Annotated in this window: 9 protein-coding genes and 3 pseudogenes; 8 read left to right on the top strand and 4 right to left on the bottom strand. The window is 44.3% G+C overall.

All coding sequences use genetic code 11. The features are described from left to right. The first annotated feature begins 2 nt into the window (after positions 1 to 2). From IQ229_RS00935 to IQ229_RS00905, 8 genes and pseudogenes are all read left to right on the top strand, one after another. Complete coding sequence (locus IQ229_RS00935; RefSeq protein ID WP_194040458.1) at positions 3 to 461, top strand: HNH endonuclease; 459 nt, start codon at positions 3 to 5, stop codon at positions 459 to 461. 110 nt (positions 462 to 571) lie between these two features. Then, positions 572 to 865: a type II toxin-antitoxin system Phd/YefM family antitoxin gene (locus IQ229_RS00930; protein ID WP_228012949.1), complete on the top strand. Its 294-nt coding sequence runs from the start codon at positions 572 to 574 to the stop codon at positions 863 to 865. After that, positions 852 to 1,130: pseudogene (locus tag IQ229_RS00925) on the top strand (type II toxin-antitoxin system RelE family toxin); the annotation flags it as partial. The gene IQ229_RS00930 and the pseudogene IQ229_RS00925, both read left to right, overlap by 14 nt. 64 nt (positions 1,131 to 1,194) lie before the next feature. After that, positions 1,195 to 2,463, top strand: a complete 1,269-nt coding sequence (gene xseA / locus IQ229_RS00920; RefSeq protein WP_194040456.1) for an exodeoxyribonuclease VII large subunit — start codon at positions 1,195 to 1,197, stop codon at positions 2,461 to 2,463. Next, a complete protein-coding gene (gene xseB / locus IQ229_RS00915; RefSeq protein WP_099102361.1) occupies positions 2,456 to 2,683 on the top strand; it encodes an exodeoxyribonuclease VII small subunit in 228 nt (75 codons plus the stop codon). The genes xseA and xseB overlap by 8 nt, the downstream gene beginning before the upstream one ends. Before the next feature lie 229 nt (positions 2,684 to 2,912). Beyond that, positions 2,913 to 3,065 (top strand): annotated as a pseudogene (locus IQ229_RS23610) (hypothetical protein); the annotation flags it as partial. A 21-nt stretch (positions 3,066 to 3,086) separates the two neighbouring features. Then, positions 3,087 to 3,458 (top strand): annotated as a pseudogene (locus IQ229_RS00910) (sensor histidine kinase); the annotation flags it as partial. 212 nt (positions 3,459 to 3,670) lie between these two features. Then, the gene (locus IQ229_RS00905; RefSeq protein ID WP_194040455.1) at positions 3,671 to 7,798 is read left to right on the top strand and encodes a PAS domain-containing protein; all 4,128 of its coding nucleotides are present in this window, start codon (positions 3,671 to 3,673) and stop codon (positions 7,796 to 7,798) included. 257 nt (positions 7,799 to 8,055) lie between these two features. Here the strand turns inward: IQ229_RS00905 and IQ229_RS00900 are convergent, their stop codons facing one another. From IQ229_RS00900 to IQ229_RS00885, 4 genes are all read right to left on the bottom strand, one after another. Next, positions 8,056 to 9,066: a chemotaxis protein CheB gene (locus IQ229_RS00900; RefSeq protein ID WP_194040453.1), complete on the bottom strand. Its 1,011-nt coding sequence runs from the start codon at positions 9,064 to 9,066 to the stop codon at positions 8,056 to 8,058. Positions 9,067 to 9,245: 179 nt separating this feature from the next. Continuing rightward, the gene (locus IQ229_RS00895) at positions 9,246 to 9,950 is read right to left on the bottom strand and encodes a Uma2 family endonuclease (protein WP_194040451.1); all 705 of its coding nucleotides are present in this window, start codon (positions 9,948 to 9,950) and stop codon (positions 9,246 to 9,248) included. A 128-nt stretch (positions 9,951 to 10,078) separates the two neighbouring features. After that, complete coding sequence (locus IQ229_RS00890; RefSeq protein ID WP_194040449.1) at positions 10,079 to 11,845, bottom strand: ShlB/FhaC/HecB family hemolysin secretion/activation protein; 1,767 nt, start codon at positions 11,843 to 11,845, stop codon at positions 10,079 to 10,081. Continuing rightward, positions 11,835 to 12,341: a hypothetical protein gene (locus IQ229_RS00885; protein ID WP_194040447.1), complete on the bottom strand. Its 507-nt coding sequence runs from the start codon at positions 12,339 to 12,341 to the stop codon at positions 11,835 to 11,837. Before IQ229_RS00885 ends, IQ229_RS00890 begins: the two co-directional genes overlap by 11 nt. Positions 12,342 to 12,595 lie beyond the last annotated feature (254 nt).

Here is a 12,595-nt window from a genome sequence, read left to right as displayed (position 1 = left end):
ATATTGAAGATAAAGAACTTAAAGAATTATTTGAGCTTGCGGACACAATCGGCAACAAGCGATATCACAGGCTAACTCATGAAGATTTTGAAACTTATAGGAAATTCGATTATTGGCGGTATATTAATGGTGATTTTGAGTGTGGAACAACTCAAGAAAGCAAAGATTGGGTAAGAGAAAATTCTAACTGGTATTGTCCAATTTGTGGATCTCACTACTCTGACAAAGGTGGCAAGACGATAGATCACAAGCTACCTCGGTCACAGTATCCTTGGTTATCAATGGAATTCAGGAATTTATGGGTCATTTGCCAGGTTTGTAACAAAGAAAAGGGTGAAATGCATTGGTATAAATATGAACACTATATATTTGTTCGCTATCCAAATCTTTATCTTGCTGTGAAAATGGCACGCCCTAGCCAGTTACTCCAGTCTCTGCAAAGATTAAACCAAATAGTGTAATCATCTATTGCTTTGATGTGTGCTGGGAAATCTAACATTCAATAATGAACACTGTATTATCTTGAGCCAGAATTGAGTTCAGAAGAGTTATCTGCTAAAATATAGTCAAAATGTCTAAAATAGTCAAAATTGCTATGCAGACCTACACTCTCACAGATGCTCGTAACAAACACGGTGAGGTTTTTGACAAGGCTGCTACTGAGCCAGTTCTACTAACTAAGCAATCACGGCCTAGCCACGTGATTATTTCAGCCGAGAGCTACCAAAAATTAATGAATCGGCTGGAAGAATTAGAGGATATGGTTTTCGGTCAAGCTGCTGAAGTTGCTCTGAGTCACTCCAAAATGATTGGTACAGAGGCTTTTACATCTGCATTAGAGCATTTAGCTAATGGCGAAGCTTGATGGTCTAGCAACTGTTCTTGATTTTCTGAACGGTTTACAGCCTAAAATAGCAGCACAGATTGCAAAAAAGGTTTTGGCTTTGAATGTTGAGCCTTTACCCGCTGATAGTGAGCAGCTATCTGGTTATCAGGGTTTATATCGAGTTGATAGTGGTGAATATCGAATTATTTACAGGTATTTTCCCGATCGCGATTTAATAGAAGTGATTTTAGTCGGTAAGCGCAATGATGATGATATCTACAAAAGATTGAAGCGTTTACTCGGTTCAACTTCGGGTTTCATTAAAAATGCTAGAATCGCTCCAGCACTAATGCTTTCAGGCATCTTTGATGACTCTCGACTTTCCCGACTCTCTGATTCTCGATACTGCACTTTCAGTTTCTGGATTAACTGACTATATCCGCTTGCTGTTAGAGCAAGATGAACAATTGCGGCAAGTTTGGGTAACTGGCGAAGTTTCCAGTGCTAACAACCATCGCAGCGGTTTATTTTTCACGCTGCAAGATCCCGATCGCACCGCCGGAATTAAGTGTGTAGTATGGAATAGCCAATTGCCAAAACTCGCCCAAATGCCTGTTCCTGGCGAACAAATAATCATTTTGGGCACCATTCGCGTCTATCCGCAACGGGGAGAGTATCAGTTATCAGTTTGGCAAACTCTACCTGCTGGTGTTGGTTTACAGGCGTTACGCTATCAACAACTCAAAAATCGCTTGCTGGCTGAAGGGTTATTCGACGCGCAAAGAAAGCGATCGCTCCCCACTCATCCCCAAACGATCGCTGTCGTCACTTCACCAACTGCGGCTGCTTGGGGTGATATTCAAAAAACTCTCAAGCAAAGGTATCCAGGTTTACACGTTTTGTTTTCTCCGGCGACAGTACAAGGCGATCAAGCGCCAGAATCTATCGTTAAGGCAATTGAGCGTGTGGAAAGAGATGGACGCGCCGAAGTGCTAATTTTATCGCGGGGTGGTGGCGCGGTGGAAGAATTAGCTTGCTTTAATGATGAACGAGTGGTGCGATCGTTGGCTAGTTGTTCTATTCCTGTAATTACTGGTATCGGCCATCAACGAGATGAATCTTTAGCAGATTTAGTTGCAGATGTATGTGTGCATACACCGACTGCGGCAGCAGAAATGGTTGTATCAGCACTTTCAGAATTGTATACTGAACATCGGCAGCGAGTTGTGGCTTTACATGAGGCAGTGCATGACTTTAGAGAAAATGCTGAGAATAAACTGCAAGTATTGCGCAATCGTTTGCGACGTTTGCGGTTAGATCGGCAAGTGCAGCAGGAAGTGGAAAAGCTTGCTTGGAAGCGTCAGCATTTGGTGCAAATTACGACGGGGCGATCGCAGCAAGCAACGCAGCATTTAGAATTATTGCGGCAGAAGTTGGCTAGTCTTGACCCGAAAGCGGTTTTACAGCGTGGTTATGCGGTGGTGAGAAGAGAAGATGGAGCGATCGCTCGTTCGGCAACGGAGTTGGCTGTGGGGGAGGAGTTAATGATTCAGTTGGGGCAAGGTGGGGTTAAAGTGAAGGTTATGGAAGTGAACGAACCGCAGAGGCGCAGAGGACGCAGAGAGATTAATGGTTAAACGTAAGGGTGCTTCTAGTTCTGAGGAAGGTTGGAATTATGAGGCGAAGGTTGCTGAAATAGAGGGAATTATTACTCGCATTGAGGCGGGTGAGTTGGAATTGGAAGCTGTGTTTGACCAATTTGCAACTGCTGTGGAGTATTTGCGTCAGTGCGAAGGTTTTTTGCAGCAGCGACAACAGCAGGTAGATTTGTTGATTGAAACATTAAGCCAAGAGTAGCATCTGGAGACTCCAGTTTGAGTCTAGGCTAGTGTGAATACAGGAGTTTGCTTTTAAGTCAGGTATAAAATGCAGGACTCAAAATCTCAGACAGAAAGAGTTTCTGCCTCCTTGAAGCCAGAGTTCTAATGAGGAGTTGGATAAACAGAGAATGACTGATGAAATCATTGATTTGACAAACTGCGATCGCGAACCAATTCACATTCCCAGTTCGATCTAGCCTCACGGGATTTTACTGGTTTTGCAAGATCCCACGCTGGAAATCCTTCAGGTGAGCAGTAACAGTCAAGAAGTTGTTGGTCGTCAACCTGATGAATTGCTGGGCAAGCCGCTGTCAGATTTACTCAATACTAAGTATATTCAACTGATTCAACAATGTCTCGCAGAGGATTTTGAGAGCGTTCAATGCGATCGCGCTCAGATCAATGAACTGTTCAGCAACCTGATTAGCAACGCTATTAAGTACAATGATAAACCTGAGAAATGGGTCGAAATTGGTTTTATTGAAGGAAATGGGGAAAGCAAAGTTGCTCCCACTTCTGTAACTTTCTACGTTCGTGATAACGGTATTGACATCCCCCAAGAACATCTCGACAAAATCTTTCAAATCTTCCGCCGCTTACATGGACGGGATGACTTTGGTGGTGGGACTGGCGTAGGGTTAACCATTGCCCGCAAAATTGTGGAACGTCATGGTGGTAGAATTTGGGTGGAATCTACACCAACTGTTGGTAGTACGTTTTATTTTACCCTGTCGGCGGAGGCAAATACATGACTCAAATTTCAGCCTCCCCGATCCCGGAAAAGCCACTACTTTTAATTGTCGATGATTCGCCCGCAAAGCAGATGTAAAAAGCGAACCAATAAATCTATCAAATATGCTAAAATCCTGGCATCATAAGGGTTTGACCATTTCTTGAAAAATGTCAATTTTCTATGTCAACCTGCGGAATGTGGGTTAACATCTACTTGATTAATTAATTCACAATGTCTCAGCAACAGCGCGCTCTCTTAATTGTCGATGATTCCCCAGAAGATCGAGAACTCTATCGGCGGTATTTACTGCGCGATCGCGAATATTCGTACACTATCCTAGAAGCAACGCTGGGACAACAAGGGCTAGAACTTTGGCAGCAACATCAGCCCGATGTAGTATTGCTTGATTATCGATTGCCCGACCTAGACGGACTAGAATTTCTGGCACAATTGCAACCCTCAATGCAACAGCCTTGCCTACCCGTGATTGTCGTCACTGGGCAGGGCAATGAGGCGATCGCAGTTAAGGCGATCAAAGCGGGCGCACAAGATTATCTTGTCAAAGGGCAAATTACTCCAGAAGGGCTGCAAATAGCGGTAAATGGAGCAATTGAAACAGTGCAGCTACGCACCCAACTACAACAGCGTATTGAACGAGAGCGCGTAGTCTCACATATTACCCAAAAAATTCACCAATCGCTAAATCTGGATGAAATTCTTCAGACAACTGTAGCCGAAGTGCGAGAATTTCTGCACACCGATCGCGTCTTGGTTTTTCAGTTAAAACCTGATGGTAATGGCACAGTAATAGCAGAATCGGTTGGGGCAGAGTGGCGATCGCTGCTCTCGTCTACTATCTACGATCCTTGTTTGGCTGAGAGCTACATCGCCTCGAATCGACTTCAACCTGTCAGGTACGATCCCGCCTTTATCAAAAATTATATCGAACGCTATTATCAGGGGCAAGTAACGGCAGTATCAAATATTCACGATAGCAGTATTGACCCATGCCACGGTGAATTGTTGACGCAGTTTCAAATCAAAGCTCATCTGGTTGTACCAATTCTGCAAGATAACCAGTTTTGGGGATTGCTAATTGCTCATCATTGCACCTCCCCTCGGTTTTGGCAGCCCTTAGAAATTGACTTGCTTAAAGAGTTGGCAACTCAGATGAGTATCGCTTTACGACAGGCAGAACTGTATCAGCAGGCACAGCGCGAACTAAAAGAACGCCAACAGGTAGAAGTAGAACTACGCCAGAGCCAAGAACGGCTGCGATTGGCACTATCAGCCTCTCGGATGGGAACGTGGAACTGGAACATCCAAACGGGAAAAATTTCCTGGTCGGATAACCTGGAAGCCTTGTTTGGACTGGAACCAGGAGAATTTGACGGTTCATTCGAGATGTTTGCCGCGCGAGTCCACCCTAAAGATCGCGATCGTGTGCTGGCAGCCGTCAATCGTGCTGTCGCCACCGGAGAAGACTATGACATTGAATTTCGGGTAGTATATCCCAACGGCACGATTCGGTGGGCACTCAGCCAGGGTAAGGTATTCTATGACCAAGACGGGCAACCAATTCAGATGGCTGGTATCGATCTAGATATCACCGAACGCAAACAGTCAGCCGAAACTCTGCGCGAGAGTGAGGAACGTTTTCGGCAACTTGCAGAAAATATTGATGCGGTGTTCTGGATCAGAGAAGTGTTGGAAAATCGAGTCAGTTATGTCAGTCCTGCATATAAACGATTGTGGGGATTGAACCCGCAGGAATTGTATCAAGGACAACAAGCATGGGGCGATCGCATCCACCCAGAGGATCGAGAAGCAATAGATAGAGCGTTTCATGAAAAAGCTGTCGCCGGGAAATTTGATGAGGAATATCGGATTATTTTACCCAATGGTAGTATTCGCTGGGTTCACGATCGCTGCTTTCCACTTCGAGATGAAACAGGAGAGATTTATCGGTTTGCAGGTATTGCCGAAGACATCAGCGAACGCAAACAGGTAGAGCAAGCCCTGCGAAACAGTGAAGAACGCTTCCGCACCTCAGTTGAAAATATGCTGGACTGCTTTGGCATCTACCAAGCTGTACGGAATGAGCAGGGACAGATTGTTGATTTTGTGACTGAATATGTCAATAGTGCGGCTTGTTTCAACAATGAAATGACTTATGAGCAGCAGATTGGGCGTGGGTTGTGTGAATTACTACCAGGGCATCGTGAAAGTGGATTGTTTGATGAATACTGCCAGGTAGTAGAAACAGGACAGCCGCTCATTAAAGACAGTTTAATTTATGAAGATGAGTACGGAAAACAACGCTTAGTTAGAGCCTTTGATATCCGCGTGGCTAAATGTGGAGATGGATTTGTTGCCACTTGGCGAGATATCACTGTTCGCCAACAAACAGAAATTGCCCTGCGCCAGAGTGAAGAATTTAAAAACCGCATTTTAGACAGCAGTCCTGACTGCATCAAGGTATTAAGCCTCGATGGGCGGCTGCTGTACATGAACACAGGTGGACTGTGTTTGATGGAAATTGATGACTTAAATTCCTATCTCAATACTGAATGGCTCGGTTTCTGGGCAGGCAGTTCTCGGCGACAGGCAGAGGAGGCACTCGCTGCCACTAAAACAGGCAAAGTCAGCATTTTTCGCGGATACTGCCCAACTGCAAAAGGCACTCCGAAATGGTGGGAAGTGGTCGTTAGCCCGATCTTGGATGGCTCTGGGCAGCTGGAACGAATCTTGTTGATTTCACGAGACATCACCGATCGCAAAAAGATAGAACTCCTGTTGCAGGAGAGCGAAGCCCGGTTGAAATTGGCGTACAAAGCTACGCAATCGGGATTATGGGACTGGGACATTACTCGCAACAGAGTTCATGTATCTGAAGAGTACATTAATCTGTTTGGGCTTGACCCAACCACAAAGGAAATCACTTATGAACTGTGGTTAAGCTGCCTGCACCCAGACGATCACACCTCAGCCAATGAAGCGGTGAGTCACACCATCCAGCAACAGCAAGAGTACTATGAAGATGATTACCGCATTATACATCCTGATGGCATTCGCTGGTTAGCGTCTAGAGGTCAGGTTTTCTATGATGCTGCGGGCAATGCGGTACGGATGGTAGGCAACGTGCAGGATATCACCGCTCGCAAACAAGCTGAAATCGAACGCGATCGCCTATTTCAACTAGAACAAGCTGCCAGAGCCGAAGCCGAACGCGCCAATCGGATCAAAGATGAGTTTCTGGCCATTCTCTCCCATGAATTGCGATCGCCTCTCAACCCGATCCTCGGCTGGACAAAACTGCTGCAAACCCGCAAATTTAGTGCAACGAAAACGGCTGAAGCTTTAGCTACCATCGAACGCAACGCCAAACTACAAACTCAACTGATTGATGACTTGCTCGATGTAGCCAAAATTCTGCGGGGCAAACTCAGCATTGATGCGGCTCCTGTGAATTTGCCATTTGTGATTGAATCTGCGCTCGACACAGTAAATACAGCAGCCCTTTCCAAATCAATTGTGTTGCATTCAGTACTGCCGAATATTGGGCAAGTCTCTGGAGATTCCAACCGCCTTCAACAGATCGTTTGGAATTTACTTTCCAACGCGATCAAGTTTACTCCCAAAGGTGGACGGGTAGAAACCAGATTAGAGCGAGTTGACGATCTGGCACAGATTATTGTTAGTGACACTGGTAAGGGCATTAACCCAGATTTTCTCCCGTATATTTTTGAATCATTCCGTCAAGAAGATGTCTCAATTACTCGCAAGTATGGCGGGTTAGGATTGGGGTTAGCGATCGTCCGACAGTTGGTTGAGGCGCACGGCGGCACCATCACAGCTGTAAGTCCTGGTGAAGGCTTAGGAGCCACCTTTACAGTCCAGTTGCCACTACTGAATGTTGAACCTGAAATCAAGCAGATAGATGAGTTGCCACAACCAGCACTCGAACTCACGGGGATTCGAGTTCTCGCAGTTGATGATGACCCCGATGCTCGTGAGCTAGTAACAGTATTGCTTACTGAATACGGAGCAAAAGTGCTGACTGTTGCCTCTGCGACGGAAGTATTGGCAAACTTGGAGTCATTTCAACCCGATGTCTTAGTCAGTGATATTGGGATGCCCAAAGTCGATGGCTATTCTCTGATTCAACAGATTCGCGCTTTAACTCCCGAAAAAGGGGGAAAGATTCCCGCGATCGCTTTGACTGCTTATGCCAGAGTTGAGGATTCCCAACTAGTGATAAGCAGTGGCTATCAACTGCACCTTACCAAGCCCCTCGATCCAGAAGAGTTAGTTCAAGCTGTGGTGGCACTTGCACACAGTAAACTAATGCCAATTTGAAAAATGATTGCGATAGATGGATTCACACCAAGCCAGACGTACCAAGACAATTCCCAATCCAAAATCTAAAATCCAAAATCTAAATCAGTTAAGCATTTTTTCTCTTCTCTCTGTTTCCTCTGCGCCTCTGCGGTAGCCTTCGGCAAGCCGCTTTGCGTCTACGTTAAAAAAGTTGACTTTGACAAAGAGTTTTAGCCTTAACCCAAGCGTATTGTGGTATAAACCATCCCATTCCTGAAAATAATTAGGTTTAACCTTCAATCAACACCTGTGTTTGGATCGACCTTCAAAAGTACTTCTCGAATAATGGCGGAGCGCTCTCTGGCAGAGTGCGCCTCCTCTTTGAATCTTTGTGCCGCCAAGGTTTGATTGCGAGCCTCCATCCTTGCAGCCATACGATGTGATAAAGAAGCTTTCTCTTCCAATGCCCTCAAAGCGATCCATAGTGCATCCTCTACCTTATCAGACTGCGTGGCCAGCAAAGTTTCTGCTGAATAAGCATGACCCGTGCGGCACCGGAAGCGCAACAAATTTCCCTCTTCGATTTCCCAGAGCATACCGCCGCAGTCAGGACAGCCAAAGGTTGATGGTTTACCAGGTCGTTCGCTTTCGTTTTCTACTGCTTCCAAACTCAATTGCGCTATTTCAGTTTCAAACTCCATCTTGCTAGGTACCGGGTTTTCTGGTTGTACTTCCATTGGCGTATTAACTAAAGCTACTAAAATAGAAGGAATATCTGAAAGTGGCAGGATATGGTCAATATCCTCTACGTTCTTGATCGCATTACGTGGCATATCAGCATACAAAGCATCGTCGGGATTTTGAACAATTGCCACGCCGCGCCGCATTTTTACAGCCATTAGTCCCGCCGTGCCGTCGTCAAGGAAACCTGTTAGTAGCACAGCAATCACTTGTTGCCCATAGGCTCGTGCTGCACTGCGAAACAATGGATCGATCGCGGGACGACAACGGTTTTCTTTTGCTCCCCGCGTCAAACGCAAATATCCTCGTTCTACCAGTAAGTGGTAGTTAGGCAAAGCCACATAAATCCGACCATGAACAATAGCTTCGCCGTCCTGAGCGTGAGACACTGGCAAGTTACTAGCGCGACTTAAGATTTTTGGCAGAACACTTGTGCCCTGACTGGATACATGAAGAACTATAATCACAGCAGCATTGAGGTTGGACGGCAAATGCTTGACTAGATAAGTCAGCGCTTCAACTCCACCTGCTGATGTTCCAATGACAATAATATTGTGTTCAAGCATTAATGTAACGATTTCACTAGCATAGCAGCGTAGGCAACAAAAGCACATTTACTGCCAATACTGAGAATAACGCAACCAAAAAACTTGCTCAACTAGCTTCGAGAGGATTTATTCTTAATTTGAGGAATCAGACTTTAGACGAATAGCACGAAATGCAATTTTGCGTCTCTAAAAGGGTTTTAAATACTTATCTGCTGAATAAACATTTGATGCTCTACTGAACTTAGCCCTTTCTGCAACACTGTCAAAACTTGTTGCATATTTCCTGCAACTAATGCTGATACATCAAGCCACAATCCTGGAAAAACTTGACTTTGAATTATCCCTAACCCATTTGGGATCAGTGCTACGTATTCACCATTTTGCAAGCTGAACCAACTAACAGTGCTATCGAAAACCTGCCAAACAATATATTCCTGAATGCCATTGCGACGATAGGCACGTTTTTTATCATACAAATCTTTGCTAGCACTGCTGGCGGCAACTTCTGCTACTAATTCTGGCGCACCTTCCACGTATCCATCAGTACTTAGATGAGATGATCCGCCACACGCTGCATCGATTAACAAAATGGCATCAGGTTGGGGTTCATTATCTAAATCTAGCCGCACAGTTGGATTATCGCCCAATCTGACACCAAATGTGGCTACTTTATAATTTCCCAGCCAAATCATTAAATTACCATGCGGTTCGGCGTGTGGTTCAAAGCGCAAAGGTGATCCCACGTAAACGACTCCTTCAATTAATTCAGCTTTCTTAAGGTTGGGCATGGCATTATAGCGACGCTCAAACTCTGGACGAATGAGGCGATCGCCACTCTCAAGAGGCGGAATGTCGGAGGTAGAATCAGTTGGAGTCGAATGTTGTGGAGACGTGTTGACCACGATCGCAGGCAGTAGAGGTGGTTAAATTGATTGTATCGTAGTATCATCGATATCCGAATCTGCTACCACAGGCGGTTTTTCTTCCTCTAACGCGCTTGGGTTATTAGCCTAAATTTTAACTTTTGAAATTAAAATAAATTATATTGTACAAAAAAATACAAACCATTTTCTTGCCATGTATTACCTGAAGTATCAACAGAAACTAAAGGAATACCCCACTCAACAGCAGCAGTAAAATTATTACCTTGTAACCACCGCAAACCCAAACCAACAGCAGCTAGAGTGTTAATATTATTTTCATATCTATTGAAGGAATTACTCCAAGCACTACCAACATCAACAAAAGGAGTCACTTGTAGAACTCCCTTCCAGGAACGCACACGTAAAATTGGTAGTCGTAATTCGGCAGAAGCAAGAGCGCCATTATCTCTCGACAACAAATCTTGACGGAATCGCCGAACACTATTTACACCACCTAAACGAAATTTTTCTGAAGTTAAAAGTGTTGTGGAAGCTAGTTGCACATCGCCACGAATCAAAAGTAGGGTATCAGGAGCTAATAGGCGTACCCATTGTGCTTGGCCTCGCCAAGCGAAAAAACGGCTATCAGGAGCGGTATCATTGATTGTGGCATTGAATGCATCAATTCCCAAACTAAATTGAGAACGAGCGAAAATTACTTCTTGGCTATTACGGGAAATCCATTCTTGAAAGAATCGCAGGGCAGATACTCTGGTGCGTCCTTGGGCATCAGCTTCTGATGAGAGTTCAGAAAGGGGAATACCATATTCTTCTAGAATAGAAGAGGAAATTTTACTTTCTCTATGATAAGCAGTGATTCCAAGAGCGAATTCTTGGTTAGGAGTTTGGAGTAGTGGCTGGCGGAATGTGAGTTCGTAACGTTGGGGGGTTGATTCAATATCTAGGAAATTAAAAGGATATTCAATAATATTGGCTGGTCTATTGCCATAGCGGAAGGTGAGAGTGCCATTGTGGGGATTGAGGGGTAAGCTGTAACTGGCATCTATAGCATTACTGCCATCAGTATTGCTGTATGCTAACGATATACTATCTCCAATTCCCAGTAAATTGGATTCCTTAACTTGCAGTTGGCGACGAAAGCTACCAGAATCAGGGGGAGGACGATTGTCCAGTACTATTTTTGTATTGAATGTATCTGCCTCAGTTACCTTGATGGCCAGTAAACTAGTATCGGTTCGTGAGCCAGCAAACAGTTCAGCAGACAAGCTTTTAATTAAAGGATTAAGCTGCAATAGTTGCAGGGACTGTAATAGGCGTTTTTGATTCAAAGGGGTGGATGCACCATTAGCTATACGACTGCGAATATAATTTGGGTTAAGTCGCCTAGTACCAGTGACTTGGATATCCTCTAATTTGCCTTCGATTACCTGGATTCGGACAACACCATCTGTGAAAGTTTGTTCAGGAATATAAGCTTCAGAAGTAATGTATCTCTTTTGATTGTACAATTCGGTAATTTTGGAACGAGCTTCTAATAATTGTGTAAAAGTAATCGGCTTGTTGATAAAGTCCTTAAGTACCTCATTCAACTTTTTTTGGCTAAAAACCGTACTACCAACGACTTCAAACTGTTTAACAGTGAAAGTGTGGGGAATTTCGGGGAGTGGTTGCTCTAGTGTGGGTAGCCTTTGCTCTGGTTGGAGTAATTGAGATGGAGGGGGTAGTTGCGGTGCTGGAGACGGTGGTATTGATTGTGTTTTGGTTGGTGGCTGGATATCCTGCACTCGCCCAAGTAACCCAAGCGAGGGAGAATTATTTTGAGGTAACTGCGCCTTACCGGGTGTAGTTGTGATGCTGTTAAACAACATCAGCAAACAAGACATGGCAAAAGCATGAGTAACTTTAGCTACCATAACACTGCATAGGCTTTTGCCTGGAAGTATAAGGAGTAAGAGTGGTTGGATTAGCACTAAAAACTATTTGTCCAAAGGCATTTAGCGTCACTCCTGTGGCCTCAACAATACGTTTAGGAATGTAAATAGTTGGTTTAATCCTGACAGGTAGTAGGGAACGCTTCTTGTTACTGGGTTTAAGAGATACCCAATCTATTTGTATTGCATCAGGGTTGAGAATATCTTTAGGATTGGATGGTAAACCGCCGCGTCCGAGAATAACAAACTTGCTTTGAGCATAACCTGGACTGTAGCAGCTTGGCCCAAAAATAATTTCATTCGGGTTGAGAAAAAACAAGTTAGGAGAGCCATTGTCTTCAATCAAATCGTTGTCAATCCCGCTAATCGAGGTAAATTGAGATTGAGCAAAAACACGCCCTTGCAAAGAAACAATAAATATACCCGTCAAAATTAGAGAACTATACCAAAACCGCCAATTTTGAGTTATTCCTGACATAACACCCCTCAATTAATCAGTAATTTGACCGTGGGTAGTAGTGCATAGTAACGATCAACTAAATAAGTACAGGTTTTGAATCCTCGTAAATTGGCAAAGGTATTGACCTTTTACTGACAATAATTCTAACTATCCTTAATCTCGAATTGAATGTCTGACATATTTTGTTTTTAGCAAACAAATCTCTTGCAAAAGTCCCTTCACGCGCTAAAATAACGAAATTTTGCAAGAGGTCTTAATCATGAAACCATTTC

The organism is Nostoc cf. edaphicum LEGE 07299 (genome assembly GCF_015207245.1).
Taxonomy (GTDB): Bacteria; Cyanobacteriota; Cyanobacteriia; order Cyanobacteriales; family Nostocaceae; genus Nostoc; species Nostoc edaphicum_B.
Note: the sequence above shows the minus strand (reverse complement) of the source record. Positions and strands in the feature narration are given on the sequence as shown.

What these genes read in the sequence shown, in the direction of transcription:
- IQ229_RS00930 (WP_228012949.1), top strand. Translation starts at nt 572, where the DNA reads ATGTCTAAAATAGTCAAAATTGCTATGCAGACCTACACTCTCACAGAT.
- xseA (WP_194040456.1), top strand. Translation starts at nt 1,195, where the DNA reads ATGACTCTCGACTTTCCCGACTCTCTGATTCTCGATACTGCACTTTCA.
- xseB (WP_099102361.1), top strand. Translation starts at nt 2,456, where the DNA reads ATGGTTAAACGTAAGGGTGCTTCTAGTTCTGAGGAAGGTTGGAATTAT.
- IQ229_RS00905 (WP_194040455.1), top strand. Translation starts at nt 3,671, where the DNA reads ATGTCTCAGCAACAGCGCGCTCTCTTAATTGTCGATGATTCCCCAGAA.
- IQ229_RS00900 (WP_194040453.1), bottom strand. Translation starts at nt 9,066, where the DNA reads ATGCTTGAACACAATATTATTGTCATTGGAACATCAGCAGGTGGAGTT.
- IQ229_RS00890 (WP_194040449.1), bottom strand. Translation starts at nt 11,845, where the DNA reads ATGGTAGCTAAAGTTACTCATGCTTTTGCCATGTCTTGTTTGCTGATG.
- IQ229_RS00885 (WP_194040447.1), bottom strand. Translation starts at nt 12,341, where the DNA reads ATGTCAGGAATAACTCAAAATTGGCGGTTTTGGTATAGTTCTCTAATT.